Annotated in this window: 21 protein-coding genes and 2 pseudogenes; 13 read left to right on the top strand and 10 right to left on the bottom strand. The window is 43.0% G+C overall.

What is annotated here, in order from left to right:
* Positions 1-84: 84 nt before the first annotated feature.
* From dhaL to V7K27_RS33880, 4 genes and pseudogenes are all read right to left on the bottom strand, one after another.
* On the bottom strand, positions 85-732 hold the full coding sequence (dhaL, locus tag V7K27_RS33865; protein WP_334953118.1) for a dihydroxyacetone kinase subunit DhaL: 648 nt from the start codon (positions 730-732) through the stop codon (positions 85-87).
* Between the two features lie 44 nt (positions 733-776).
* Positions 777-1,853 (bottom strand): dihydroxyacetone kinase subunit DhaK, encoded by a 1,077-nt coding sequence (dhaK, locus tag V7K27_RS33870; RefSeq protein WP_334953119.1) that lies wholly within the window; start codon positions 1,851-1,853, stop codon positions 777-779.
* Between the two features lie 254 nt (positions 1,854-2,107).
* Entirely contained in the window at positions 2,108-2,983 is an 876-nt protein-coding gene (locus V7K27_RS33875) for an MBL fold metallo-hydrolase (RefSeq protein ID WP_334953121.1), read from the bottom strand.
* Between the two features lie 180 nt (positions 2,984-3,163).
* Positions 3,164-3,322 (bottom strand): annotated as a pseudogene (locus V7K27_RS33880) (AEC family transporter); the annotation flags it as partial.
* Positions 3,323-3,557: 235 nt separating this feature from the next.
* On the opposite strand from V7K27_RS33880, the gene tsaB reads away from it, so the two are divergent.
* On the top strand, positions 3,558-4,214 hold the full coding sequence (gene tsaB, locus V7K27_RS33885) for a tRNA (adenosine(37)-N6)-threonylcarbamoyltransferase complex dimerization subunit type 1 TsaB (protein WP_334953123.1): 657 nt from the start codon (positions 3,558-3,560) through the stop codon (positions 4,212-4,214).
* A 501-nt stretch (positions 4,215-4,715) separates the two neighbouring features.
* Entirely contained in the window at positions 4,716-5,345 is a 630-nt protein-coding gene (locus V7K27_RS33890) for a PEP-CTERM sorting domain-containing protein (RefSeq protein ID WP_334953126.1), read from the top strand.
* Between the two features lie 158 nt (positions 5,346-5,503).
* On the opposite strand, the gene V7K27_RS33895 is transcribed toward V7K27_RS33890, so the two are convergent.
* Positions 5,504-6,421: an AEC family transporter gene (locus tag V7K27_RS33895; protein ID WP_334953245.1), complete on the bottom strand. Its 918-nt coding sequence runs from the start codon at positions 6,419-6,421 to the stop codon at positions 5,504-5,506.
* A 102-nt stretch (positions 6,422-6,523) separates the two neighbouring features.
* Between V7K27_RS33895 and V7K27_RS33900 the strand changes: the two genes are divergently transcribed.
* The 4 genes from V7K27_RS33900 (at position 6,524) to V7K27_RS33915 (ending at position 8,592) form a co-directional block, all read left to right on the top strand.
* Positions 6,524-7,324 carry a M15 family metallopeptidase gene (locus tag V7K27_RS33900; protein ID WP_334953127.1) on the top strand — a complete coding sequence of 267 codons (801 nt, stop codon included), beginning with the start codon at positions 6,524-6,526 and terminating at the stop codon, positions 7,322-7,324.
* 108 nt (positions 7,325-7,432) lie between these two features.
* Positions 7,433-7,639 (top strand): hypothetical protein, encoded by a 207-nt coding sequence (locus V7K27_RS33905; RefSeq protein ID WP_334953129.1) that lies wholly within the window; start codon positions 7,433-7,435, stop codon positions 7,637-7,639.
* 3 nt (positions 7,640-7,642) lie between these two features.
* Entirely contained in the window at positions 7,643-8,026 is a 384-nt protein-coding gene (locus V7K27_RS33910; RefSeq protein ID WP_334953131.1) for a hypothetical protein, read from the top strand.
* 182 nt (positions 8,027-8,208) lie between these two features.
* Positions 8,209-8,592, top strand: a complete 384-nt coding sequence (locus V7K27_RS33915) for a hypothetical protein (RefSeq protein ID WP_334953132.1) — start codon at positions 8,209-8,211, stop codon at positions 8,590-8,592.
* A gap of 375 nt (positions 8,593-8,967) precedes the next feature.
* On the opposite strand, the gene mrdA is transcribed toward V7K27_RS33915, so the two are convergent.
* Positions 8,968-10,809: a penicillin-binding protein 2 gene (gene mrdA, locus V7K27_RS33920; RefSeq protein WP_334953134.1), complete on the bottom strand. Its 1,842-nt coding sequence runs from the start codon at positions 10,807-10,809 to the stop codon at positions 8,968-8,970.
* Between the two features lie 290 nt (positions 10,810-11,099).
* Here mrdA and V7K27_RS33925 point away from each other — a divergent pair, with 290 nt between their 5' ends.
* Both V7K27_RS33925 and V7K27_RS33930 read left to right on the top strand, forming a co-directional pair.
* Positions 11,100-12,227 (top strand): ABC transporter ATP-binding protein, encoded by a 1,128-nt coding sequence (locus V7K27_RS33925; RefSeq protein ID WP_334953135.1) that lies wholly within the window; start codon positions 11,100-11,102, stop codon positions 12,225-12,227.
* A gap of 286 nt (positions 12,228-12,513) precedes the next feature.
* Positions 12,514-12,960 (top strand): hypothetical protein, encoded by a 447-nt coding sequence (locus tag V7K27_RS33930; RefSeq protein ID WP_334953137.1) that lies wholly within the window; start codon positions 12,514-12,516, stop codon positions 12,958-12,960.
* 316 nt (positions 12,961-13,276) lie between these two features.
* On the opposite strand, the gene V7K27_RS33935 is transcribed toward V7K27_RS33930, so the two are convergent.
* Complete coding sequence (locus V7K27_RS33935; protein WP_334953139.1) at positions 13,277-14,050, bottom strand: MlaE family ABC transporter permease; 774 nt, start codon at positions 14,048-14,050, stop codon at positions 13,277-13,279.
* Between the two features lie 931 nt (positions 14,051-14,981).
* On the opposite strand from V7K27_RS33935, the gene V7K27_RS33940 reads away from it, so the two are divergent.
* The gene (locus V7K27_RS33940; RefSeq protein ID WP_334953140.1) at positions 14,982-16,376 is read left to right on the top strand and encodes a hypothetical protein; all 1,395 of its coding nucleotides are present in this window, start codon (positions 14,982-14,984) and stop codon (positions 16,374-16,376) included.
* Positions 16,377-16,532: 156 nt separating this feature from the next.
* The gene (ggt, locus tag V7K27_RS33945) at positions 16,533-18,344 is read left to right on the top strand and encodes a gamma-glutamyltransferase (RefSeq protein WP_334953142.1); all 1,812 of its coding nucleotides are present in this window, start codon (positions 16,533-16,535) and stop codon (positions 18,342-18,344) included.
* 97 nt (positions 18,345-18,441) lie between these two features.
* Here ggt and V7K27_RS33950 read toward each other — a convergent pair whose 3' ends face one another.
* Both V7K27_RS33950 and V7K27_RS33955 read right to left on the bottom strand, forming a co-directional pair.
* Positions 18,442-18,708, bottom strand: a complete 267-nt coding sequence (locus V7K27_RS33950) for a hypothetical protein (protein ID WP_334953144.1) — start codon at positions 18,706-18,708, stop codon at positions 18,442-18,444.
* A gap of 340 nt (positions 18,709-19,048) precedes the next feature.
* Complete coding sequence (locus V7K27_RS33955) at positions 19,049-19,648, bottom strand: DUF1802 family protein (protein WP_334953146.1); 600 nt, start codon at positions 19,646-19,648, stop codon at positions 19,049-19,051.
* A 74-nt stretch (positions 19,649-19,722) separates the two neighbouring features.
* Between V7K27_RS33955 and V7K27_RS33960 the strand changes: the two are divergent.
* The 3 genes and pseudogenes from V7K27_RS33960 to V7K27_RS33970 form a co-directional block, all read left to right on the top strand.
* A pseudogene (locus V7K27_RS33960) lies at positions 19,723-20,067 on the top strand (aldo/keto reductase); the annotation flags it as partial.
* A gap of 657 nt (positions 20,068-20,724) precedes the next feature.
* Positions 20,725-20,913, top strand: a complete 189-nt coding sequence (locus V7K27_RS33965) for a hypothetical protein (protein ID WP_334953148.1) — start codon at positions 20,725-20,727, stop codon at positions 20,911-20,913.
* Positions 20,900-23,764, top strand: coding sequence for a CHAT domain-containing protein (locus V7K27_RS33970; RefSeq protein WP_334953150.1), 2,865 nt, complete (start codon positions 20,900-20,902; stop codon positions 23,762-23,764). The genes V7K27_RS33965 and V7K27_RS33970 overlap by 14 nt, the downstream gene beginning before the upstream one ends.
* A gap of 379 nt (positions 23,765-24,143) precedes the next feature.
* Here the strand turns inward: V7K27_RS33970 and V7K27_RS33975 are convergent, their stop codons facing one another.
* Positions 24,144-24,683 carry a DUF262 domain-containing protein gene (locus V7K27_RS33975; RefSeq protein WP_334953151.1) on the bottom strand — a complete coding sequence of 180 codons (540 nt, stop codon included), beginning with the start codon at positions 24,681-24,683 and terminating at the stop codon, positions 24,144-24,146.
* Between the last annotated feature and the right edge of the window lie 743 nt (positions 24,684-25,426).

Genomic DNA, 25,426 nt, shown 5'->3' on the forward strand with positions numbered 1-25,426 from the left:
ATTTAAGTATAAGAAAGAAAAACGAACCGCAAAGGACGCAAAGGACACAAAGAAAGAAAGAAGTTAAAAGGGTTTGGCGCAGCCTCACAAAGAAATGGTATTAGAGCTTTCTAACACCCGTAACAAACTTTTCAACATCAAATAAGCAGAAGTCCCTCCGGGATCTTGATGTCCGATACTCCGTTCTCCCAGGTAGCTAGCGCGTCCCTTTTTCGCCTGCATCGGTATAGTTTCCTGCAAGCCTATTTGGGCTGCTGCTACAGCTTGTTGCAGAGCTTCCAGGGTTCCCTTGCTTTCTCCTACAGCTTGCCTAAAAGCGGCTACAGCCGGAGATAGCACATCTACCATTGTTTTATCTCCTAGTTGCGCTTTGCCACGTTGCAGTACCCCGTCTAAGCCTGCTTGGAGTATTCCTAAAACATCTTGTTCTGTTAATTCTTGCTTACCAACTACTGCTGTACTTGCTCGCAAAAACCAGGTGCCATAAAGAGGGCCACTAGCACCGCCAATAGAAGAAATCAAGGTCATACTCACGGCTTTGAAAATGTTGCCGATGTCCTTGTCTGCAAAAGTTGGTAACTGAGCGATCGCCTTTTTAAAGCCCCGATCCATATTGATCCCGTGATCTGCATCTCCGATCGCAGCATCTAATTCTGTCAAATATGCTTTGTTTTGCTCTATCTCCGTTGCATAAGCCTGCAACCATTGTAATATCTGCGCCTGACTCAACATAATTCGTAATTCGTAATTCGTAATTCGTAATTCGTAATTCGTAATTAAGAAATTCCCCAGCGCCAACTTGGTGTTTTTACTGGTGCATCCCATAACCGGATCATCTCATCATCTAATTTCAGCAGGGTAATGGAGCAACCTTGCATTTCTAGAGATGTAATATAAGGCCCAATCAAGTTTCGCACAATTTGTAATCCTTGCTGTTCGCAAATTTGGGCGAGTTTGCGGTAAACAATATACAGTTCGGAAATCGGAGTTCCACCCATACTATTGACAAAAGCTAACAGGCGATCGCCTTTTGCAAATGGGAGATTTATCAGTTCTACGTCTGCCCATTCTCCTTTGTCTTCATCCCACTCGCGTAGTATGCGGCTGTATGCTGTATCCTCAATAAGCGATCGCGTCAAAATTTCAGTGATCTCATCTACTGATTTTAGGGCTGTGCGTTCTATTCCTGGTTCACCGTGAATACCGATACCTAATTCAATTTCGCGATCGCTCAATTCAAATGTCGGGGTTCCATTAGCGGGGACTGTACAAGATGTTAGAGCAATTCCCATACTCCGCCCATTCAGATTTACTCGACGACATAAATTTGCTATTTGTGGCAAATCATACCCCATCTCTGCGGCGGCGCCACAAATTTTTTCCGCCAGTATTGTTGTTCCCACACCCCGGCGTCCTTGGGTATAAAGGCTATCTTTCACAGCCACATCGTCATCAATCAAAATATTTAGCGATCGAATGCCTTCACCACGGGCTAACTCCGTCGCCATTTCAAAGTTCATGACATCGCCACTGTAATTTTTGACGATATAAAGGATACCAGAACCTCCATTTACTTGCTTGGCAGCTGCTAGCATTTGGTCAGGAGTAGGTGAAGTGAAAACCTCGCCAGGACAAGCGGCATCAAGCATTCCTCTGCCCACGAAGCCAGCGTGCATTGGTTCATGTCCACTGCCACCACCAGAAATAATTGCTACTTTACCCTGTATAGGTGCATCGGCTCGATAGACAAAAGTGGGATCATAATTTAGTTTAATTAAATCGGAATGAGCCACCGCCATACCTTCTAGACTTTCCCGCACAAAGTCTTCTGGCTTGTTGATCAGCTTTTTCATAATCCGTGTTTGGTTAAAAGGGTGGTAAAACCCAGATTATAGCGATGTCTACGACGGGCTACGCCTACGCTCGTTTGTATGCAATATAGTCTGACCTCTCTCTAAATCTCTCTCCTAAAAGGAGAGAGACTTTGAATTTTCCCCCTTCCCGCGTTGGGAAGGGGGTTAGGGGGTTAGGTTTTTCGTGGACTTTTCATATCAGATGAAAAGTCAGTTATTTAATTACGAATTACGAATTACGAATTATTTTAATGTCAATTCAAAGATTCCATCAACTCAATACACTTGTGCATCTGCTGACGCATGGTTTCTTTATCAGCATGAAACCTTCGTCCATGACCTGGTAGCACCCACTCAAAAGAGTAATTAGCCAAGTTCCGCATTGATTTAGTCTGTTCTGACCAAGAATACCAGCAGGCACCGTGGAATGCAGCCAGTTGATGCAAGCTTTCTGACCAAGCAAGATGGTCGCCAGTGAACATAAATTTATTTTTATAAAGTAGAACAGTTTGTCCTTTGGTGTGACCAGGAACTGGGATAATTAATAAATCTGGAGTCAAAGTAAATGGTTCAGAACCAGTTAGCTGTATTTCCACATTGCGAGTATCCGCAGAAATATCATCGATGTGGAGGATGCGATCGCACTGAAAATGCTCGGCAAACTTTTGATGATCTGCTACATCATCCTTATGAGTTAGGTACATATAACGAATTGGTCCCAGTTCTTCTAAACGCTTTACTAAAGGCGGCGTAAACCGGGGGGAATCCACCAAAATGTTACCTTCTGGAAGTTTAATTAAATAACTAGCAGCACCGTAAGATTTTTCAGAATGATAGCCGCAGTGGTAAACATTTTCCGCTACTAATATTGGAAACTTTTGTTGAGCAACTTTGATATCTTTGGGTTTCTCAACTGTGCCAATAGAACTAGTAGGACAAGCTAAAAGTGCTTCAAGCGCTGCTAATCTTTCCGCCTCATTCGATGGTTGATGATAAACAGCCGATTGGTCATCAACATCATAAAATACTTCAGGAGCCATCCAGCGACAGGTATCACAATCAATACAGGTAGTATCTACATAAAAATCGCCGTTGACATTTTGGGGACGACGCTGATTTAAATGAGCCATATTAATCCTTTTGCTTCCAGGCGCTTGCTGGGGAGCGATAAACTCTATATTACTACGCTAGCAAAACTAACTTGAGACTGGAGACACCACTAGAAGTAATTTGCTCACCGATCGCGTCTTGTAACGCCGTTTTTTTCATTGGGGTCTATTGCGATCGCATCACAGTGCATAAATCCCAAATCAAAACAGCCACAGCCAAACTGGGAGAGTAAACAGCAATACTATAGCCCCAGCAGCTAAGGCAGTAACAGCCAGATCGCGATCGAGGTTGAATGTCTCTGCAATTACCAGTGTGGCGAAAGCTGGAGGCATAGCCATTTGTAGTACGATGACTTTTGCGATCGCCTTCTAATTTTGCTAAAGCAGCAAAACATTTAAAAATCTTAAAATTAAGTGTGTTTCCCCTGAGACTTCTATGCATAGCACAACAAAAGAAGTGTAGTCTCTTAGCCACCTCCTCGCAAGCGGGGAGGGGGTTGGGGGTGGGGTTCAGTACCTACTCAACCGAGAACCACTATGTTATATGCTTAAATAAATCACGTTAACTCTATAAAAATAGATATTTTAAGTAACTTTGACAACGAAACTAGAAGACATTGCAATAAATAAATACGCCTTGGCACTACACACCACCACTCCCGAATTGGGTTTGGCAATTAGTAATTTTGCAGGCGAGACTCGCTCTCAAGTTTGGAATTTGGGGCGTGATTTATCTAGCTTAATACATCAATATTTAATTGAATTTATCAAACCGCAAACTTGGGCAGATTTGTCCTTTATCGCAGTTGCAAAAGGCCCTGGCGGCTTTACCGGAACTCGGATTGGTGTTGTTACTGCTCGGACTTTGGGGCAACAATTAGATATTCCTGTCTTTGCGATTTCAACTTTAGCGGCGGTAGCTTGGTCAGAAGCAGGCAAAAGTCAAAATCCCAAAACTATCGCTGTGGAAATGCCAGCACAACGAGGTCAAATTTTTGCTGCTATTTATCAGTTTGAGCCAGATGCTTCTAAGCTAAGAGTGTGTTTGTCAGATAGAGTGTTGACACCAGAAGCATGGCAGGAAACTTTAGTGAATTGGAACACTAATTATCAGCTGATTCAAGCCCAATCTGGGTTAGCAGCAACGGTGACAAGTATTTTGGAACTTGCTAATCTCGATTGGCAAGAGGGCAAGTGTCCTAATTGGTCAGAGGCTTTGCCATATTATGGGCAGCATCCAGTAGAAGTTTAACTGATATGCGTCAATTCCTTCGCCACGCTCTAATAAGTTTATAAACATTAAAGGCAATCTAATTAACGGCTACATCTCTTGCTTAGACTACTTTTTGGCGCTTTAATGTCCTTGTAAAATTAGATTTTACTAACTTAGTATTTTTTGATAATTTGTGAACTATTCTGGTATAAAATCTATTGACGAAAAGATTATGTTCTTTTACTGCTGCAATTTTGATCAAATCTACGATTTTGGCAGTTTTTGATTTCTTGATCAGAAATTCGGCTCTTAGAGGTTGTTTGAAAAGTCGTAAAGTATACTATAAACCCCTCTCCAAACCTCTCCCCGAAGCGGAGAGAGGCTTTGAAACCCCCATTCCCTCGTAGGGAAGGGGGTCCCAGTGCGTTAGGTTTCGGAGGCTTTGGTGTTACGAAAAATACTTTTCAAACATCCTCTTACTACCGTGGCACACAAGTATACCGACTTGTACTAATTTGTCAATAGGAGACTATTTAATCAATGAAAAGCTTTTTCGCCCTAGCCGCAGCGCAGGTAGCGGCCAGTTTCGCACTCTGTGCGACTTCCATCATTAGTTCTACTAATCTAGCTCAAGCTGCTGATTTAACATTTAACTGGAAGGGTGATGCTGGTTATTCGGCTGATGGCTCGTTCAGCTACGATGAAACCACTACCCCAGCCATAATTTCCGAAAGTGGTGCGGGATCTACAAAAGCCTTGCAGTCACTATCTGTTTCTTTTTTCAATCCATCACACGAGTTGATTGGTACTAAAAACGAGGTTGTTAATGGTGTCTCAAGCAATCAGTTTTTAAATTTTAACTTTAACACGACTACAGGCAATTTGTTTGGGGCTTTTGATCTAGGCACTGGTACTGGTATTGGTGATGTTTTTATCAGCAATGTTGAGGCTCCCGGCGGTATCTTTATCTCTCCGGGAGCGACCTATTATCTTTACCGAAATATTACAGCAGATAATGCTCAATTACTCGACTCCAGTACGAATCTGATTAAAGCATCTGCGGTTCCTGAACCAACAACTGTTTTGGGAACCCTGCTAGTTGGGATGTTGGGTGTAGCACTCAGCAGCAATAGAGTTGCATTCTTCTCAAGGAAGCCAAAGAAAATCTAGGGCAAACGCATCTAAAGTGTAAGAATTGAATGGCACTAAGAAAATCCCAAAGGTTTGTGCTGCCTCATTCCCAGTCTTAAGACTGGGAATGTATTCCGAGAGGGGTGCTGCCTTTCGTCAAGAAAGAGGAGATCGCATCACACCGCATAAATCCAAAATCAAAACAGCCACAGCCAAACTGGGAGAGTCACCAGCAATACTATAGCCCCAGCAGCTAAAGCAGTTACCGCCAGATCGCGATCGAGATTGAATGTCTCTGCAATTACCAGTGTGGCGAAAGCTGGAGGCATGGCCATTTGTAAGACAATGACTTTTGCGATCGCCCCAGTTAATCCAAACAGTGGTAAAATACTGGCCAATATCAAGGGAACTAGCAGCATTTTGATTCCCAAGCTCATCCCTGCTTGTGGTAGGCTACCCCAAGATTTCAGCAGCGCCAGTCGCATCCCAATTAACATCAAAGATAAAGTTACGACACTCCAAGCAAATTTCTCTAACCAGAATTCCGCGACTGTGGGAATTGTCGCCTGTCGAAACAGCAAGCCAAATCCGAAACCCCACAGGGCAGGATTAATTAAGATGGACTTAGCAATCTGCCAATGATTATGTACACCACCGCCAAAACGCGCTGCTAGTAACACACCCAAGCCATAAGTTCCTGGGAATGAACCTAACAAATCGTAAAATAGCGCCCAAGCAAAGTATTCCTTCCCTACCATTGCTAAAGTAATGGGAAAGCCAAGATAACCGGTGTTACCCAGCATTGCTGCTAATATCAAGCTAGCCTGAGTCGATTGTTTGGGGACAGTATTTTTAAAATAGGCTTGTCCTTTAATGGCTAACCAAGCTAAAAATCCTCCTAGTAAAATGGCTAGGTAAGCGATCGCAGGTGCAATCCAAATTTGTCCCGACAAGCTGGATTGATGCAAAAACGATACTATGCTGATGGGTACTCCCACCCAAAACAGAAACTGTCCCAAACGTGTAGGAACTGTCACAGGTAGTTTGCGTCCCACAATAAAACCTAGCAGGACTAATCCTCCCAGCTTGACGTATAGTTCTAAAAGGTTTATCAAGATTGCGCCTAAAAACCACAGATGTAAAATGCTAGCTGTTACGTCTACTTTTGTCCAGTACAAAATCTGTTATGGCTATCCCACAAAAACAGGAGTTTCCCCTTGAATAAGGCTGGGTTTTCTGGAAAACCGCAAAACTCATCGAATGACCTTGGTGATGATATTCCAGTGGCTGTACGCGATACCCCTGATGCAACACCTAAAATTTGGTTGCCAACTCGAATTGTGCTGATTGGCGGAGTTGCAGTATTTGTCCTGCTGGCTTTAATTAGCGGTTTTTTGTTTTTCCTCACTGCACCCAAAAAAACCGCCGATTCTCAACCCTCGGTCACTACTTCTACACCTACACCAACTACAGAATCTGGTAATGTCAATACTGTGTTAGGGCATTTTCCATATCCAGAAGCGCCTGAGTCAGAACTAGTAACCATCTCCGCAAATAGGGGCATTAGAATGCGAAAAGCTGCTGCCCAAAAGTTTGAGGAGATGGTAGCAGCAGCGCGGAGTGCAGGTGTAATTTTAGTACCAATTTCTGGCTTTCGCTCAGTCAAAGACCAAGAGCAGTTGTTTTTTGCTGTCGGTGCCCAACGAAATCAGACGCCAGCACAACGAGCTGCTCTCAGCGCTCCTCCTGGTCATAGCGAACATCACACAGGTTATGCTGTGGATATTGGAGACGGAGCAGTACCAGCAACTAATCTCCAAACTAACTTTGACAATACCAAGGCTTATCAGTGGATGCAAGCAAATGCAGCGCGTTTCAGCTTTGAAATGTCATTTCCTAAAGATAATCTTCAAGGTGTGAGTTATGAGCCTTGGCATTGGCGTTTTGTAGGCGATCGCAATAGTTTGGAAATGTTCTACAAAGCCAGAAATTTGAAACCCGCTAAGATACCTCAATAACAGCGCTTTACACAGAAAGAGTATGAATGAGATTCTGGTTGATTTTATCGTCGATGAATTTTTGAGACAAAATGAACCCTCCAGCAAAACTGACGACAAGGGTGCAGCATGACCAAGGGTAGCAAGCCAGACAATGAGGGTGCAACTCCAGAAGAAATCTCTCGACACGCAGCTACAGAACGTCGGCAATGCTACGAGATAGAAGTAAAGTATGGGTGGAAACTACTACGGATAGAACCAACTGGAGACAAAATTCTGAAATACAACTGTGTATTTGAGGGCAAAACCGAATTCCCGAACTATATAGAGGATTAACCGATGGGACGAAAATACATCATTTTCCGTGCTGAGATGACTGAGGAACATGAAGCTGAAAAAAGGTCACTTACTCACACTGGAGCGCTTACCGACATCCTTGCTGAACATTTTGACTCTTCCTCACGCGCCTTGCCTACACCCGGTTACAGGTTAAGAGAATATCACAAAATTGAACAGTTCGTTGATTCTCGGTTTCCAGGTGCTAGTACTCACAGTAGAGTAGGGGATTGGGAAGTAACGAGGGTTGAAGAGTATTCCTCAGAACTGCCGATAAGCGATTTTGAAGCAATAGTTATTTGCTACTGCCATTATTCTCCTGTAACTACTTCCTTGGAACCATTACCTGAAATTCAAGGTACACAGAAGTTGCAGGAAGTTCAATAGGAGATGAATGAATAAGCCTCTTGTCAGGAGTCATTAGTTTTACCCCCTCTCCCCTAATGGAGGCTGAAGCACTAGTTCCGTAAGAACTGGACAGTAGTATTCAGCAATTTTTTTAGCGATCGCAAGCCACTGAAAAAAGTTATGAAATTCGTTGGGGTGTCGCTAGTAACCCTAATACACCTATGACTTTACTTCAACAGCTAGCCTCAGATGAACATAGAGATGTTCGCAGAATTGCTTCTGAAAATATTCGTAAACTCAGGAATCAATTCCGAGCAGCTACCAGCAAAGCTAATTATAGTTTGGAAAAGAAAAAAGCAATTTTAAATAGGTTAGCTAAGATTCACGAAAAACCATGTCCAGCTCGTTTAGCTGTTTTTCTCAGCGATTATGCCGAAGAATCAGTTCTAGTATCAAACAGTTCTTCTTTATCTTGGCTGGAAAGATATGCGATCGCTCAAAATATAAATACTCCTGTTGATGTTTTGGAAGATTTAGAAAAAGATGCTAATAGAATTGTTCGTGCTGCTGCAAAATTCAATCACACACGAAAATTCAAAGACTGACAATTTTAGGTTTTGAAGTTTGAAGTCGATAGTCAACTATTAAATTTTCAGCAACATATTTGTGATTCCGTGGTCACTCAAAGTTCTCATATTGAAGAACAAAACTTACGCAATCAAAGCTTGAAACCTCGATCCCCCCTAACCCCCCTTAAAAAGGGGGGAACTTGAAAGCCCCCTTTTTAAGGGGGTTGGGGGATCTCTTCTGCGTAAGTCCTGAAGAAGATATTTTTAGCGACTTCTGATGTTATTGAATCGCTATTTGAAAAATACAAACAATTTTCTGCACGTTGGTTGCCCAAGACTAGGCAGAGCCGACGGCACCGCCAACGCACTGGCTCCTTTTGAATTTTGACTTTTCACTTCCGCCTTGCGGTACTAGTCTCCAGTCACATGTCCTGAATTGGGGGTTTTAGCTTCTGATGGTTCAGGCTGAGGTTTTTTATACTTACCTGGATACTTATGTTGAAAATAAGCTTCCAATACTTGTAAAACCATCGGCCCACAAATAGTACCGCCATGCTCGCCAGTATTTTCCCCAAAGGCCACAACCACAATTTCCGGCTTATTACTGGGGGCATAAGCACCAAACCAAGTATGATTTGGGCGACCACCACCAGCTTCAGCAGTGCCACTCTTTCCAGACGCTGAGGGAATTGTCGGTACGTTCAAACTTTTACCTGTACCCTCACTCACCACCTTCCGCAGTCCCTCACGGAGAACTTTGATAGTTTCCGGCTTCATATTTAACGATGAGCGCCAACTTTTTGCTTCTTCGTTGTCTTTGAGTAAATGCGGTTGAACTCGATACCCGCCATTAGCAGGGACAGAAAACATAATCGCCGATTGCAGGGGTGTCACTTGCAAAGCACCTTGACCAATTGACATATTAATGGTATCGCCGACAGTCCAAGGCGTTTTCAAAACTTTCAGCTTCCATGTTTCATCTGGAACCAAGCCCTTTGATTCTTCGTTGGGAAATTCAATGCCAGTTTTTTGACCAAATCCGTATTTGCGACTCCATTCGATTAAAGTTGGGCCACCAACTTTTCTGCCAACTTGATAGAAGAAAGTATCACTACTCATAGCGATCGCTCTGGGAAATCCTAATGGCCCGAATCCGGCGTGGTTCCACTCACCAAAAGTCACCCGCCCAACAGTCAGGGAGCCAAAGGTCTGTAATACTGAGTCTGGAGAGAATTTACCTGATTCCAGTCCAGCTGTTGTGGTGACAATTTTGAAAGTACTGGCGGGTGGAAAAGCACTCAAGGCACGATTGATCAAGGGATGCTCTTTACCTTGCACGCTTTCCCAATCTTTCTGGGAGAGTTTTTGTTTGGAGAAGATATTTGGGTCAAAGGTGGGGTAAGATACCATTGCTAAAACCGCACCATTCTTTGGATCAATTGCCGCGATCGCGCCTCGCTGATTTCCCAAAGCTTTTTCTGCTGCCTGTTGCACATCTAAATCTATGGTCAGGTGTAAATCGTTGCCAGCTTTTGCCTGTTTCTCTCCCAAAACCCGGATTGGTCTACCCGCACCATCTACTTCCACCTGCTGACCGCCCCATTCGCCCCGGAGAGTTTTCTCATAAGCCTTTTCCACCCCCATCTGACCGATTACATCTCCCAGTCGGTAGCCTGACTCCTTCTTGTCTTTTAACTGGTCGGCGGTCAACTCCCGCGTATAACCTAGTACATGCGCCAATTCCTTGCCGTGGGGATAATAACGCACAGAATCTGTATTGATTTCCACTTCCGGGAGTTCATTTTTATACTCCTTTAATGCCGTGATTTCTGCTTCATTTAGATCACGAGCAACTCGGATGAGTGAAGAAGAATTAGCACCTGCTTGTTCTAATTTCTTTTCCATCTCATCTTGCGGAATGTTGAGAATTTGCGCTAGACGCGGGCCGACTACAGACCAGGAAGGCTTAGTATGTGCCATTGGCCACAAATATACAGAGCTAGGATAGCGAGTACTGGCTAAAAGCTTGCCGTTCCGGTCAAAAATATTGCCCCGTTCTGGTTGTTTGAGAATCATCCGAATTCGGTTCGCCTCGGCTCTTTGGCGGAGTTTTGGCCCTTCAACAATTTGCAAATATGCCAAACGTGCCTCAATACCAACCGTCATTAATAGGGTAAATACGATTAAAAATATTGATTGAAAACCACGTCCAACTGTACGTGTATCTTTTTTGCTGCCAAATGATGGGAACATAAACAATTCAAAATTCAAAATTTAAAATGAATAAACGCAATCACAGCTAGCTTTTTAGCAATTGCTAAGATGTAATTTTAACGCATATTAGCTTGATCAAAGAATGTCTCACAAGTGTATACTTTTATGGTAGGGGAATACTCAGTAATGAGTATGAAAGAATCGGGTGAGTATATTCTTAAACAATTGTTTTTGGCGGATACAATAAACCAAAGTGTCAAATTTAGTCAGATCAATAGACTAGATCAATTGACACAATCACGTAAGATCAGGGCATTCTACTGAGGATTATGGCTCAAATTGTCATGCAGAATCAGAGGGGGATAACAACTTTTCAGCCACTTGATGTTGAACTGCGTAACGTCTTCAAGTTTTTTAACCAAGAACCAGCAGTACATGGAATCGATTTGGATGTCAGACAAGGAGAATTTTTTAGTATTTTAGGCCCCTCTGGTTGTGGTAAAACAACAACATTGCGCTTAATAGCTGGGTTTGAAATCGCTGACGCTGGCAAGGTGTTGATTCAGGGTCAGTCTATGACTAATGTGCCGCCTTACCGCCGACCCGTCAATACTGTATTTCAAAGTTACGCTTTATTTAACCACCTGAATGTCTGGGATAACATCGCCTTTGGACTGAGGTTAAAAAAAATACCCAAATCGGAAATTGAAGCTAGAGTCCAAGAAGCTTTAAAACTCGTGAAAATGGAAAGTTTGCGATCGCGCTTTCCCAATCAACTTTCTGGTGGTCAACAGCAACGTGTAGCTTTAGCAAGGGCTTTAGTCAACCGTCCCACCGTCGTATTACTGGATGAACCTTTAGGGGCGTTAGATTTAAAACTGCGTAAGGAAATGCAGGTTGAGTTATCAAATTTACACAAAGGCTTGGGAGTGACCTTTGTGATGGTGACACACGACCAAGAAGAAGCATTATGTTTGAGCGATCGCATTGCCGTGATGAACCAAGGCAAAATTGAACAAGTTGGCACTCCCAGCCAAATTTACGAACGTCCCCTCACAGCTTTTGTTGCTGATTTTATTGGCGATACTAATTTATTCAGTGGTGAAATTGTCGCGGTAGACTCCTCGAATGTGCAAATTTCGACAAAAACGGGACTTTCAATTGTCATTAGCCGCGCTGAAGATACCCCAACTGAATTATCACAAGCGGTGGTAGTGAGTGTGCGCCCAGAAAAAATACAGCTTTCACTTTATCCACCCAATTTGCCAGCTAACTGTTTTGAAGGACGGCTTGTGAATGTTATGTATTTGGGCACACACGTTAATTATGTTGTGGAATTAACAAATGGCATTAGCATCAATGTGTTGCAACCTAATACTTTTGGCGGTTTACCAGACCGCGATACACCCATCTACGCTTGGTGGACAGAAAATGATTGTTTAGCTATTAGTCAATAGTTATATAGCAGAATTCAGAATTCAGAATTCAGAATTCCGAATTCAGGAGTCAGAATTTAGGATTCAGGAGTCAGAATTTAGGATTCAGGAGTCAGAATTCAGAATTCAGGATTCAGGAGTCAGAATTCAGAATTCAGGATTCAGAATTCAGGAGTCAGAATTCAGAAGTAAAACAGGCTTTATACCTAGATTTGAGACGAATCGTTGTGTACTTCACCTTCCTTGAAATCTGCTGTATATTCAGTAATGGAATAATACCTTGACCCTGTACTAGGAATATCAACCCATGTCAATTTTGAAAAGAGTTCCTTGGGTGTCCCTGGCGCTAGTGCTGCTTAGTTACAGTACTTTGGGCTGGGTAATATCTGAAACACATGCTCGTCAGTTTGTATGGCTGGCAACTGTGATTGCTATCTTGTTGTTAATAGTAACGGTGACTGCTCCTTGGCCGAAGATGACATATTACTACAGTATTTTGCTTAAATCAAATATCAGGACTTTCGGCGTTGCCGTCTTAGCAGCTTTCTTGTTTTTTATTATGATTGCCTGGTTTCAGGTATTTCTTGATACCTTACTCATCATTTCAGCGACTATATTAGTTAGGATAGACTTTCAAAGAGCGGGTCTTAGGGAAGGGCTAGCCTTTTCAACTGCGTCTATCTTTTCATTGGGAGGTTTAGCTTTGGGTGCGCTAATCTACAAGTTAATATATTCCCAAACTCCGCTAATGTGATCAAGTGGGCTGCGCCAAAACTTCAGAATTGATATTGCTTACCGAAAGATTTCCGACTTCTTAAAAAAGTCGGAAATCTTGTTCTTCAACAAACTTCGGCGGGTTTAAGTCCCCGGCTACAAGAGAAGCCGCAAGTATGTTAGGCGAGGTCTAAATCCCCCGAAGTAATGCGACTCGAAAACCCTCCCCACAACAGCACTCAACTCTTAGAGACGCTGTTCGGGTTCGTTACAAAAGTAGAGACGCGATTAATCGCGTCTCTACGAATTACGAATTACGAATTACGAATTACGAATTATTTAATACTTGCTTGGGTTCAAAATACAGGCTGTTCAAACAGCAGTAGAGAGAGGAAAAAATCCATGATAAAAATTGAGACCCAACTAGTAACAACTGCTTTTGTTGCAGATTCTCCTACTTCCTTTGCTCCCCCCTTAGTAGTTAACCCCCAACTACAGCCAATGACAGCAACCAGCACTCCAAAAATAAACCCTTTTAGCAAAATAATAAATAAATCTGACGGTTCTAAAAAATCTCTGACTGATTCTAAAAATGTTTCGGGAATAATTTGGTAAAAGTGTGATGCGGCAAAAACTCCGCCGAAGATGCCCGTAACTAAAGCCAAAATCGTCATCAAAGGCACCATCAAACAACAAGCAATTACTCTCGGAAGTACTAGATAATCAATTGGATCAGTTTTGAGCATATAAAGTGCATCAATTTGCTCTGTCACCCGCATTGCACCTATTTCTGCGGCAAAAGCAGAACCGACTTGCCCTGCCATAATACTAGCGGTCAAAATTGGAGCCAATTCTCTACAAAAAGCTAAGGCGAAAGCACCTCCCACAGCATTGACAGCCCCAAATCGGACTAATTCCCTCGCCGTCTGAATAGTAAAAATCATTCCTGCAAAACCACTGACAAGGAGAACTGGAGAGATAGAAACTGGCCCAGCAGTCACCAGATGTTGCAGAATCTTGCGGTAGTACGTTTTTCCTTGGAGAAAATGTAGCCACACTTGACCGAAAAGCAGTACTGCCGCAAAAAAGCGTGCAATCTCAGATTGCTCAAAATTTGTTTTTAATCGCAATTTTATCGTCCTTAAGACTGACTTTTTTGCACATATGTGATATCAATTCTCCAAAATAAGACTACAGATACAGATGGTGGAAACCCAGCCAGATGTAATCTAAGTTTCTCAATTATATAGACGCACGAAGTGCGGCTTCCCGCAGGATATTACGAATTGGTATTAGGGTATGGTACATGAACAGACGCACTAGATGTTTAGATGTTTACCTTCAAAGTTGAGGAGCTGTTTGGGCATGATTCAACTTAGTTTAGTAAACTTTCGTGAAAAATAGCACTTATGGTATTGTGAACTTTTTGCTACTGCTCTCATACTTTATGTGCTTGGGAGTTGCGATCGCTGGTCTGTGGTCTGTCATAGGAAAAGTAATTGACTCAACTCAAAGGGTTTAAAAATTTGATCATATTTCCAAATAATGTAATGTTAAACAATTTTTTATGAACAGGATTAAATACTTAATATTTATGTTGCTATTGATACTAGCTGCTGATGCTGCCAGTCCCTTGCTGTATTTTGGGAGATAAAGCAAAGTTACTCAAAAATTCTTCGCTAATTTTCCGGAATCGATCGCAACGGGGTGGTAGTACATATCAGAGCATCGATATTATACTGAACCTCTATAACTAACCTTCGGGGAATATAGCCCCATTATTTCTCCTCAAAAAACCGGTCTTCATGACCGGTTTTTTGATGTTTAGGGACTGACAGATAAAAAAATACTCTACTTCTTGTGGGGTGGGCATCTTGCCCGCCCGTAGCCAAAGGCGGGCAAGATGCCCACCCCACAAGATTGGGTAATTTATTTGTTGTCAGTCCCTAAGCTACGCACCAGCACTTCTTGAAATTGTCCGCGTATAAAATAAAACTGTTTTCCAGAAACCTTTGAGAGATTTTATCGGTCTGGTTCTCCAAATTCTGCAAAAATCTACCAATGTCATCTTCTGCTCAAGGTATTCCCGGATTACCCGATTTGACGCATCCGATTGAGCTTGTCCAATTTGGAACCCAGGCGCTCAAAGCTTCACTATTATTAGTATTTTTGGTCGTAGCTTTGGGAGTTGCGATCACTCTGATAAGTTTTTCTCTACGTCGCAACCAGCCGGAACAAGTGATAATCATTGGCGAATGGGTTGTTCGTTATTCCCAACTGTTACGCGGATTACAGCATTTAACTCTAATATTAGTTCTGTTAATACCTGGATTTTTTCTCTGTTCAACTTTGAGCAATCGCTATCACTATTGGGAACAAGCAAGGGTGGCTCAAGTGGCCGAAAGTGTCGCAGGTGAGAAGCTCGAACAATCTGCCCCGCAAGTGCGTTACTCTATTCAAGAGCCATACTCCTATAACACCCAAGTCAATGGCAAAATTGTCAAGGTAAATGAAACACGAGAAATCAACCGCTTCTTGACGTTGGGTGGTTCGCAAATTCAAGTCAAGCTTGACCAAAGCGTAGATGTTCCAGGGCGCAGTTCAATTTATCGCGTGGAATACACTGCTGATTATAAAGTAGTTAACCAACTCAAGGATATTAATAATTTCTTTTTTGAAGCACCGCCGCCTAACGGCTACACGCTGCTTGCTAGCTACAAAGTCGAGCGTGACGGTACTAGGTTACAACAAACCAATCCGGGAGATTATGGTTTTCCCTTCCGCCTGCAACCAGGGGAAGAAACCACCTTTCGAGTCACCTATCAGGCTCAAGGAGGACCTCGCTGGGTTTATAGCGCAGCAGGACAGTTGCTTTCTAATTTTCGCCTCACGGCAATTGCTAACTTTGCGCCGGCTGATTTTGCTAGTGGTGTTGTACCTAATGAGATTAAAGTTGATGGACGCACTACTCAGTTTACTTGGAAGTTTGACGATAATGTTTCAGTCAAAAATCCATTTGGAGTGTTTACCAACACCGATCCCATTCGTCACACTGGCGTTATTCCTCGGCTTTTATTACTAGCACCAGCAATATTTTTGTGGTGGATATTGTTGTTATATTTGTCACTGCCAATGAGTTTCAGAAATATTGCGATCGCAGGTAGTATTTTCTTTGCTTGTCTGTTGACTTTGACCTATCTAGCTCGCGTGATCAATGCTCAATTGGCTTGGACTTTAATTTCCATCATCTTACTAATTTTAACATGGGGATTGGGAGCAAGCCGCAGCGCTTCCCTGGCTGCGATTATCGCCACTATTGCTGGAGCAGTATTACCTATCTTTGGATTATTAGTACCGTTCAGCGGCCTCACCCTCAGCCTAGCAGGTTTGCTTTCTGCCGTCTGGCTAGCAGTTCGTCACTGGTATGGCTGGTACAGTTTGCACCCAGAAGACTAATATTGAAGAAGAATGCAGAATTCAGAATTCAGAATTCAGAATTCTTGACGTTAGGAAGTCGTACAGAATTCAGAATGAATTCTGTTTCGATAAAAATGTGTATCAAATACACACCTTAACGGTAGGCTAAGAAATATTAAATAAAATGGCATAAAAATGCTTACTGTTGTCAAACCTAAGCGGGTTGCGATCGCAATCTTTTCTTTCACCGTCTTACTTTACAGCCAAGTCGCATCAGCTGCCTTAACTTTACCCCTACGCAGCAAAAAAGGAATGGTGGTTTCAGCCCATCCCCTAGCAAGTGAAGCGGGAATTTTGATGTTACGCAAAGGTGGTAATGCAGTAGATGCAGCCGTAGCCACAACTTTTGCAATCTCTGTAGTTGAGCCTTTTTCGGCGGGAATTGGTGGCGGCGGATTTTTGCTGATGCACTCTGAGAAAACTGGCGAGATGAAAGCGCTAGATTTCCGGGAACGCGCACCCCTGAAAGCGACAAGAAAGATGTATCTTGACGCAGAAGGAAAGGTGCGTCCGAATGCAAGTATTAATGGTTATTTGGCAGTAGGGACACCAGGAACGGTGGCGGGACTTTATGAATTGCATCGTCGCTATGGTAAACTTTCTTGGCAAGAGGTGATGAAACCTGCGATCGCACTCGCTGCATCTGGCTTTGTTATTGGTGATGCCCCAATTTGGCGTTCTCTGCAAACAAGCCAATCCTCCAACCAAGCAATTCTCAACAATCCAGCAGGGCGAGAAATTTTCACTCACAACGGCAAATTTTATCAACCAGGGGACAAGCTAGTGCAGCGTGATTTGGCACGCACCTTAACCGCTATTGCCCAAAATCCCCAAAGTTTTTACACCGGAAGTATTGCGCGGGCGATCGCTTCTGATATGGTAAAAAATGGTGGTTTAATTACTCTAGAAGACCTCAAAGCCTACAAACCAATCTGGCGCACTCCCGTTTGTGGAAACTTTCGCAAAGCTAAAATTTGCTCAATGCCTCCACCGTCATCAGGAGGCGTTCATCTATTGCAGATTTTAAATATTATCGGTGACACTGATTTAAAATCTTTAGGATGGCATCATCCCGACGCGATACATTTAATGGTAGAAGCAATGAAGATTGCTTACGCCGATCGCTCCCAATATTTAGGCGATCCAGATTTTGTCAAAGTCCCTGTACAAGAACTGCTCAGTCCAGCTTACGCCAAAAAACGCCGTCAAGAAATTAATATGCAAGTGGCTAGACCTTCGACTGAGGTAAAGCCAATAGATAAACAGACGCTACAACGTTTTAGTCAAGCCAATAATCAGAAATGGGGAGAAAATATCATCCCGTTATCTTCACAATCTCTCAAACTACAAGCGACTCGGCATGAATCTCCCGAAACCAGTCATCTTACTGTTGTGGATGAAGAACGCAACGCCGTGAGTCTGACTTTCACGGTTAATCTCATTTTTGGTGCTGGTGTGGTGACACCGGGAACTGGAATTGTCCTCAACAATGAGATGGATGATTTTGCTTCTGCGCCAGGAGTGCCTAATGCCTTTGGTTTGGTTGGTAATGATGCCAACAGCATTGCACCCCGTAAAACTCCTCTATCCAGCATGACTCCCACAATTGTCACAGAAAATGGTCATTTCCGCATGGCAGCAGGTGCCCCTGGTGGTAGCACCATCATCACCCAGGTTTTGCAAGTGATCCTGAATGTGCTGGAATACAACATGGATGTTGGTGCGGCTGTTTCTGTTCCACGCATACATCATCAGTGGCTTCCAGATGAGTTGCGCGTAGAATCTTGGGGTTTGGATGCTCTGACTATGCAAGAATTACGCCGTCGAGGGCATAAAATTAAGGAAACTCCTCCTTGGGGTAATGGTAATGCGATCGCACTCACACCCGATGGAACTCTAGAAGGGGCGGCTGATCCTCGCGGTGAAGGTTCCCCCAGAGGGTGGTGAAGGGGATCAGGGAGAAATCAATTCAAAATTCAAAATTCAAAATTCAAACATTTTAGAACTTCTGCCTCCTCTTTCCAATGCCCAATGCCCAATGCCCTTATTGATTTTGGACTGTTGACTCTGCGTAGCTGCTGGTGCTGCCAAACTCGTTTGCCCGTGTGCTAGGTACTAGTGTCCAACCTGCTTTGAGAAGTTTTTGATAAGTTGCCCAACCTTTAGAACCACCTTGTATTTTATAATCTGGGACTGCAAAATGTCCAAAAGCTGTGTAGGGACGCCAAGGTTGATTGGGTTCTGTCTGCAAATACAAAATTTTCTCTCCGTCGCCACCAGACTTAGATAACCAGCACATTTGTCGATGCATTGCAAACTCCTTTGCTTTTGTTAATAACGCATAATAGCAGACTTTTGTCAAGCTAATTATCATCCTTGAGGGTAATTTTTTGCCCAATACTTTAGACAAAGTGTATCGGATACAAAGATAAACAGCTTTCCCTCACTTCTTTGCTAGGGAAGATTTTTCTAATGTTATCCGCGCTTTTTCTGTCTGTGTGTAGCAATAACTACTATTTTGACTGGAGTTTGCAATCAAACTATTTGTTTTTCTGCTTACATATATAAGCTCAGATTTTGGGAATTGCTTATAAGATTTAGATCCCCGACTTCGTAAAAGTTGTCGGGAATCTGGGCAGCAAGTTGGGTTATCAGAAGGATGGAGCATACAACTTATCGCCGACAATGCCGCGAATTGTCTCTACTAATTCGCTGTATGCAAAGTTAGATAAAACTGGTTTTGCTGCTTGCAACTGAATTGGTTGATCTAAATCAATCCATGACTTACAGCCAGCGTATTTGGCGTAATAGGGAATTTCTTGCTCTTGGGGTAGTTTATATGTCCGCAGGAGGAGAATATAAAGGGGTTGACGTGGTTTCCATTTGAGGCGATCGCTAATAAAATGCTCGTTCCAAATATGGAAGGGAAGTAAATTGTTGACAATAGACTCGTCACTCACTGGCAAAATATCAGTAATTTCAGCCCAACTGCCGATGCGAACTGTTTCAGGATGCCAACCTGATGTGACTGGATAAACATGATTGGCATATTCAGCTTTTAGCATGAAAGCTTGCTGATGTTCATAAGTAGGATAAAGCAAAATTTCCTTGTGGGCAACTTGGAAATGTCCATTTCGTTCATGGATACCGCCTTTGCGGAGCAACATAATTGTTTTGCCACTTTCCAAGGCATTTACGGCGACTGCCCATTCTTTGAGAGCATGAAAAGTTGTAGTCAATTCCATCAGCATCTACTGTAACTCTGATTTAATTTCAATCTAAAACCGATAAAGTATGCACCTATCCAAGGAAGTGAATTAGGAAAGGGAAATTTGCTCACGGTCATAAATTTGACCCAACAGATAACCGTGCTAAAAATAAACTGTTTCAAGGCGAAAACTTTGAACGTGCTCAACAAGCGCTACAACAACTGCGTCCCATAGCCCTTGTTCATAATTGTACCCTTGCTCAGTTAGCTTTGGCGTGGTTAATTGCTCAACCCCAAACAAATGCGTAGAGGCGTAGCGGCTTGTCGTCAGACATCGCCGGGGCGCGTTATCCCGAACAAGCACTAGACAACGCATTAGCCGCCCAATTAGCAGAAATTGATGCCATTGCACGTATTGTCACTGACCATCTGGATAACAGTCAGATTATGTGGAATTGGTGACAATGCTGTTTAGTTAGCCATGCTGATCTCTTCAAGATGCCTTCAACTCTCTTAAAAAGAGGGTTGGGGATCAAACTTCTGGTTCTAGATTGCAAAATCTAACAAAAGGTCAACTTTAGTAAACTAAGGGTTGCAACTCACAAACTAAGTGGTAAATTAAATAATAGGACACCAAACAAAAGGAAACCAAACTAAAAGGGTCAATGACTTAGTGTCCCCTGTCATCAACCCAAGCAAATTTCAGCATATCAAATATAGAAGTGGTAAAAAGCCTAATGTAGAAGGCAAAGCCAAATCCCAAAGCGGAAAAACGCAATGATGCTGAGTTTGTTCGTTGTTTAGTCCACCTAGTTATTAACTTTCAACTACTTAATTAGTTTAACAATTTGAAACCTGTGAACTCGATAAAACCTGGTCAACCTTGACCAGGTTTTTGGTATTTTATCAAAACAGAATTCAGGAGTCAGGAGTCAGAATTCAGGAGTCAGAATTCAGGAGTCAGAATTCAGGAGTCAGGAGTCAGAATTCAGGAGTCAGAACTGTACCAATACTGCGTAGGTTTTGAGTCGATCCCCCCAACCCCCCTTAAAAAGGGGGGCTAAAAATGCCTTATTTTTCCCCCTTTTTAAGGGGGACTAAGGGGGATCTCAAATGACTATGCACCAAAACCCGAGCAGTATTGAGAACTGTACTTCCGACTTCCGACTTCCGACTTCCGACTTCTTTAATCTTTCCCCCTCTCTGGTAAGGGATGGCAATGGTAACATTACCCTGGTAGCACAAACACCTACAGTTAATCCTGTGCGTTCTTGGTTATCACTTACCTCAAGCCATGCTTATGACTAAAACAACTAAGATTTTTGGCGCGAATTCTGTAAAAGTTCAAAGGCAAAAGCAGCCAGGGCGTAGCTCGCCTTCTCTACAAAACGCGCCTTCGCGTTGGGAGAAGATCAGGCTGGCTCAGTTTTTACGTTTGCCTTTGTACTTCCTAATCGCTTTGTTATGCATCCTTGGTTCACCCGTGCTGGCAAAAGTTCCTGGCTCAAGTAATTCCTCATCCCAACTACCAATTAACAGTCTGATGTCGCTGACTCTGGCCGTTGACCCCGCCTCACTACTACAACAGGGCAAAGTTTTATACAATGGCGGAAACTTTGCTAAGGCTGTAGAAGTGTTACAACAGGCTGTCCAAGCATATAAGCAGCAAGGGAAGACTCTGAGACTGGCAGCGACACTGAGTAATCTTTCCCTAGCTTATCAGCAACTTGGTGCATGGAGTCAGGCACAGCAGGCAATTACAGAGAGCTTAAATATGCTCAAAGGACAGGATGGAAACCAAAATCTGCAAATATTTGCCCAATCACTGGATATTCAAGGTCGTCTCCAACTGACAATGGGAAAGGCCGAGGCAGCTTTAGCAACTTGGCAGCAGACGGAAAAAATTTACAAGGAAGTAGATAATAAAAGTGGCGTGCTGCGATCGCTAATCAATCAAGCACAGGCATGGCGAACCCAAGGATTTTACCCTCGATCTGTCAAAACACTCGATCAGGTTAGTCAGACATTAAAATCTCAGCCAGACTCGATCGAAAAAACAGTGAGTTTACGATCGTTCGGTGATGCCCTTTTGGTATTGGGCGATTTGGAAAAGTCACGCCAAGCTCTAGAACAAAGTCTGAAGATTGCTCGAAATCTGCAATCAAGCGCTGATATTGGCGCTAGTCTGTTCAGCCTGGGGAATAATGCCCGTAAACAACAAGATAAAGCAAAAGCGATCGCCTATTATCAACAAACAGTCGAAATATCTCCCTCACCTCTGACAAAAGTCCAAGCCCAACTGAATCACCTGGGTCTACTCATTGAAGATCAACAATGGGCAGAGATTCAAACTCTCTTGCCGTTAATTGAGTCTCAACTCGACCAACTCCCCCTCAGCCGCGCTAGTATTTACGCTCAGGTTAACTTTGCACAAAGTATAGAAAAAGTCAATAGTGCTGAATTACAAGCATCCAATAAAAATTATTTGCCCCAACTCCCCACTCCCATTCGGCTACGCTCACGGCAAGCCAACTCCCCACTCCCAACTCCCCACTCCCCACTCCCCACTCCCCACTCCCAACTCCCCACTCCCCACTCCCCACTCCCCACTCCCCACTCAGCACTATTACTCGCCAGTGCCATCCAGCAATCCCAGAGTTTAGGCGACAAGCGTGCAGAAGCCTATGCTCTGAAAAGTTTAGGCGGCTTATACGAAAAAACCGGACAGTGGTCAGAGGCGCAAGACCTTACCCGCAAAGGATTAGCTTTGGCACAGAGCAGCAATGCACCAGAAATTAGCTATATATTGGAGTGGCAGTTAGGTAGATTGCTCTCGGCACAAAAAGATATTAGTGGGGCGATCGCGGCCTATGATGGTGCTGTGGAAACTCTTCAGTCTCTTCGCAAAGATTTAGTAGTCAATAAAGATATAGTCAACCAGGATGTGCAATTCAACTTCCGAGACAGCGTAGAACCCATCTACCGACAGTCAGTAGAGTTATTGCTGAAATCCCAAGAAGGAAAACCAGATGAAAAAATATTGGAGAAAGTCCGCCAGAGGATTGAAGCACTTCAACTAGCAGAGTTAGATGACTTCTTCCGGGAAGCTTGCCTACAAGGTCAAAGAATAGCCCTCGATCAAGTCGTAGACCAAGATAATCCCACGGCTGCCATCCTTTATCCGATTATTCTTCCTGACCAACTCCAGGTAATTGTCAAAATTCCCAAACAGCCCCTGCAAAACTACACTACTCAGATTTCCCACACAGAAGTAGAGAAACTCTTAGTAGAACTGCGAAAGAATCTTGTGAATCCCACCGCTACCAAAGCCGTCCAAACCCAGGCGCACCAAGTTTACAACTGGCTGCTCAAACCCATTGAGTCACAATTGCAAAAAAGTGGCGTAGATACCCTAGTATTCGTTCTGGATGGCGCGTTACGCAATTTACCAATGGCAGCTCTCTACGATGGTAAGCAATATTTGGTAGAGAAATATGCGATCGCACTGAGCGTTGGTCTGCAACTCCTCGACCCCAAACCGCTTGTACAACAGCAGCTAAAAGCGCTAACCGCCGGATTAACTCAGCCACCGCCAGGTTTTTCCAATTTTGCACCGTTGCTGGCGATCAAATCTGAATTCGAGGGCATTAGCAAAGCAGGAGTCTCGACAACTAGCCTAATAGATAAAGATTTTAAGAAAAAGAATTTAGAGAGTGAAATTAGTGCTGCTTCATTCAACATAGTGCATTTAGCAACCCACGGTCAGTTTAGTTCCCGCCTGGAAGACACTTTTATTTTGGATTTCGATGGTGAGATAAATGTCAAGGATTTTGATACTCTCTTCCGCAGTCAGGGTAAAACCATAGTAGAATTATTAGTTTTGAGTGCTTGCCAGACAGCAACAGGAGATAGCCGTGCAACACTCGGTCTAGCAGGAGCAGCTGTACGAGCTGGGGCACGCAGTACCATCGCCTCCCTGTGGCAGATTGATGATGAATCAACGGCAATGTTTGTTAGTGCCTTCTATCGAGAACTCAAGACTGGCAAAATCTCCAAAGCCGAAGCTGTCCACCGTGCCCAGCTACAACTGCTAAAACATCCTAATTACAAAGCACCAAGCTTTTGGTCTGCCTATGTGTTGATTGGCAATTGGTTGTAATTTTGGGGGCTGGGGGCGATCGGTAGAGAAATTTATGGTTTTACGTTTGCTTACAAATATAGGACTTACGCACTTTATAAATTGAGTATTATGTGCATATCAAGCTTATTCAGATAAAAGTCTTGCCCTGGCTCGTTCCCAGGCTCTGCCTGGGAATGTGATCACTCGGAGGGCTGCTGCCTCCGAGTTTGACAGGAGGCAGAGCCTCCCACAAGAGCATTACAAGGCAGAGCCTTGTAACGAGAGGCTAAGAAAAGGTTATAGGTTAAGGTATTTACTATATGAATCTCAAGTCGCTCATAAAGCTTAACGCAACGCCAGTTGCTACAATGGATAGCGTTGGTAGCCTCCGCAACGCACTGGCTCCCCTACGTGTATTTCAAAAATCAAATATGAGTCCTATACTGTTTCTTAATTCTTGAGCATTAAGAGAAACTGACCCTTTATGGAGTCTTCCAAATACTTCAAATTGTATTTCTGGGTGGGTATCCCTTTCAATGATAATGATATTGATTTGGCGTTCAAAAAACAGACTACTTATACTGGGTGGAAGTGATGAAAAACTGGTTTGGTTTAAATCTGGTAAACTTTCAAGACCTGAGAGTTTGAGACTTCCATTCATAAAGTTACCAAGAGTAGCGACTCTTTGAACTCCGTCAATTATTTCAAAGATTGTTTTGCCTGTCTCATTCCTGAATTTTTCTACTAAGAATAAAGGTGGAATTGGAATATCCATAAAAATAGATTCAATAAATCGGCACTGCTTTGCGTCGTCCCATACAAAAGTTCGCTCGTAATCTGGTATTAGGATTTTCTCATTTTTAAAGTCTTCCATTAAATCCCTGACTGTGCGAATTATTGTATTTTTAACAACTCTTACTTTTTTTAACTGTGTTAGAAAATCTTGTCCTACTGGCATATATTTTGTATTAGATTTATTTGATTTGAAATTCAACCTTACGTAAATTAAATCTTACGCGACAACCGTACAATGGCGTAATTTTACTCACTTATTAATATCAGTGAGTAAATGGTTTCCACCAAAAGCACAATCTAGGTTTGCATATTTGCATTACTACAGATTGAACCTCACCCCCAACCCGCTCCCGCAAGGTGGCTTGACATCTTGCTTTTTAAGTTTCGTAGGCCGTGCGTTATGGCAATTAAGTTAAAAAATTTACATTTATCGGAATATTTTCGATTTTATATGCCCTAGCGTTGCTTTTTCAACTCATTACGTCTTATCTCTAAGCTTTCCGTCTTAAAATCACGATTTTTTCTTAAAATCACGATTTTTTTCTTAAAATCATGATTTTTTTCTTAAAATCATGATTTTTTTCTTAAAGTCATGATTTTTTTCTTAAAGTCATGATTTTTTTCTTAAAGTCACGATTTTTTTCTTAAAGTCATGATTTTTTTCTTAAACAGTACTTACGCACTAAAAACTTGAAACCTCGATCCCCCCTAACCCCCCGATAAATTGGGGGGAAACTCAAAAGCCCCCAATTTATCGGGGGTTGGGGGATCTCTTGTGCGTAAGTTTATCTCGTTCCCAGTCGGAGACTGGGAATGCCCCTCATTGAGGCTCCGCCTCCGTAACTTGCGGCAGAGCCACCAGGAACTGCATTTCCAGCAAGAGGCTGGAAACGAGATTTTAAAGGA

It is taken from the genome of Nostoc sp. (assembly GCF_036919575.1).
Taxonomy (GTDB): Bacteria; Cyanobacteriota; Cyanobacteriia; order Cyanobacteriales; family Nostocaceae; genus Nostoc.

Bases quoted from the DNA above. Each gene is read 5' to 3' on its own strand.
- dhaL (WP_334953118.1), bottom strand. From the start codon at position 732: ATGTTGAGTCAGGCGCAGATATTACAATGGTTGCAGGCTTATGCAACG.
- dhaK (WP_334953119.1), bottom strand. From the start codon at position 1,853: ATGAAAAAGCTGATCAACAAGCCAGAAGACTTTGTGCGGGAAAGTCTA.
- V7K27_RS33875 (WP_334953121.1), bottom strand. From the start codon at position 2,983: ATGGCTCATTTAAATCAGCGTCGTCCCCAAAATGTCAACGGCGATTTT.
- V7K27_RS33890 (WP_334953126.1), top strand. From the start codon at position 4,716: ATGAAAAGCTTTTTCGCCCTAGCCGCAGCGCAGGTAGCGGCCAGTTTC.
- V7K27_RS33905 (WP_334953129.1), top strand. From the start codon at position 7,433: ATGACCAAGGGTAGCAAGCCAGACAATGAGGGTGCAACTCCAGAAGAA.
- V7K27_RS33910 (WP_334953131.1), top strand. From the start codon at position 7,643: ATGGGACGAAAATACATCATTTTCCGTGCTGAGATGACTGAGGAACAT.
- V7K27_RS33915 (WP_334953132.1), top strand. From the start codon at position 8,209: ATGACTTTACTTCAACAGCTAGCCTCAGATGAACATAGAGATGTTCGC.
- mrdA (WP_334953134.1), bottom strand. From the start codon at position 10,809: ATGTTCCCATCATTTGGCAGCAAAAAAGATACACGTACAGTTGGACGT.
- V7K27_RS33925 (WP_334953135.1), top strand. From the start codon at position 11,100: ATGGCTCAAATTGTCATGCAGAATCAGAGGGGGATAACAACTTTTCAG.
- V7K27_RS33930 (WP_334953137.1), top strand. From the start codon at position 12,514: ATGTCAATTTTGAAAAGAGTTCCTTGGGTGTCCCTGGCGCTAGTGCTG.
- V7K27_RS33940 (WP_334953140.1), top strand. From the start codon at position 14,982: ATGTCATCTTCTGCTCAAGGTATTCCCGGATTACCCGATTTGACGCAT.
- ggt (WP_334953142.1), top strand. From the start codon at position 16,533: ATGCTTACTGTTGTCAAACCTAAGCGGGTTGCGATCGCAATCTTTTCT.
- V7K27_RS33950 (WP_334953144.1), bottom strand. From the start codon at position 18,708: ATGCATCGACAAATGTGCTGGTTATCTAAGTCTGGTGGCGACGGAGAG.
- V7K27_RS33955 (WP_334953146.1), bottom strand. From the start codon at position 19,648: ATGCTGATGGAATTGACTACAACTTTTCATGCTCTCAAAGAATGGGCA.
- V7K27_RS33965 (WP_334953148.1), top strand. From the start codon at position 20,725: ATGCACCAAAACCCGAGCAGTATTGAGAACTGTACTTCCGACTTCCGA.
- V7K27_RS33970 (WP_334953150.1), top strand. From the start codon at position 20,900: ATGCTTATGACTAAAACAACTAAGATTTTTGGCGCGAATTCTGTAAAA.
- V7K27_RS33975 (WP_334953151.1), bottom strand. From the start codon at position 24,683: ATGCCAGTAGGACAAGATTTTCTAACACAGTTAAAAAAAGTAAGAGTT.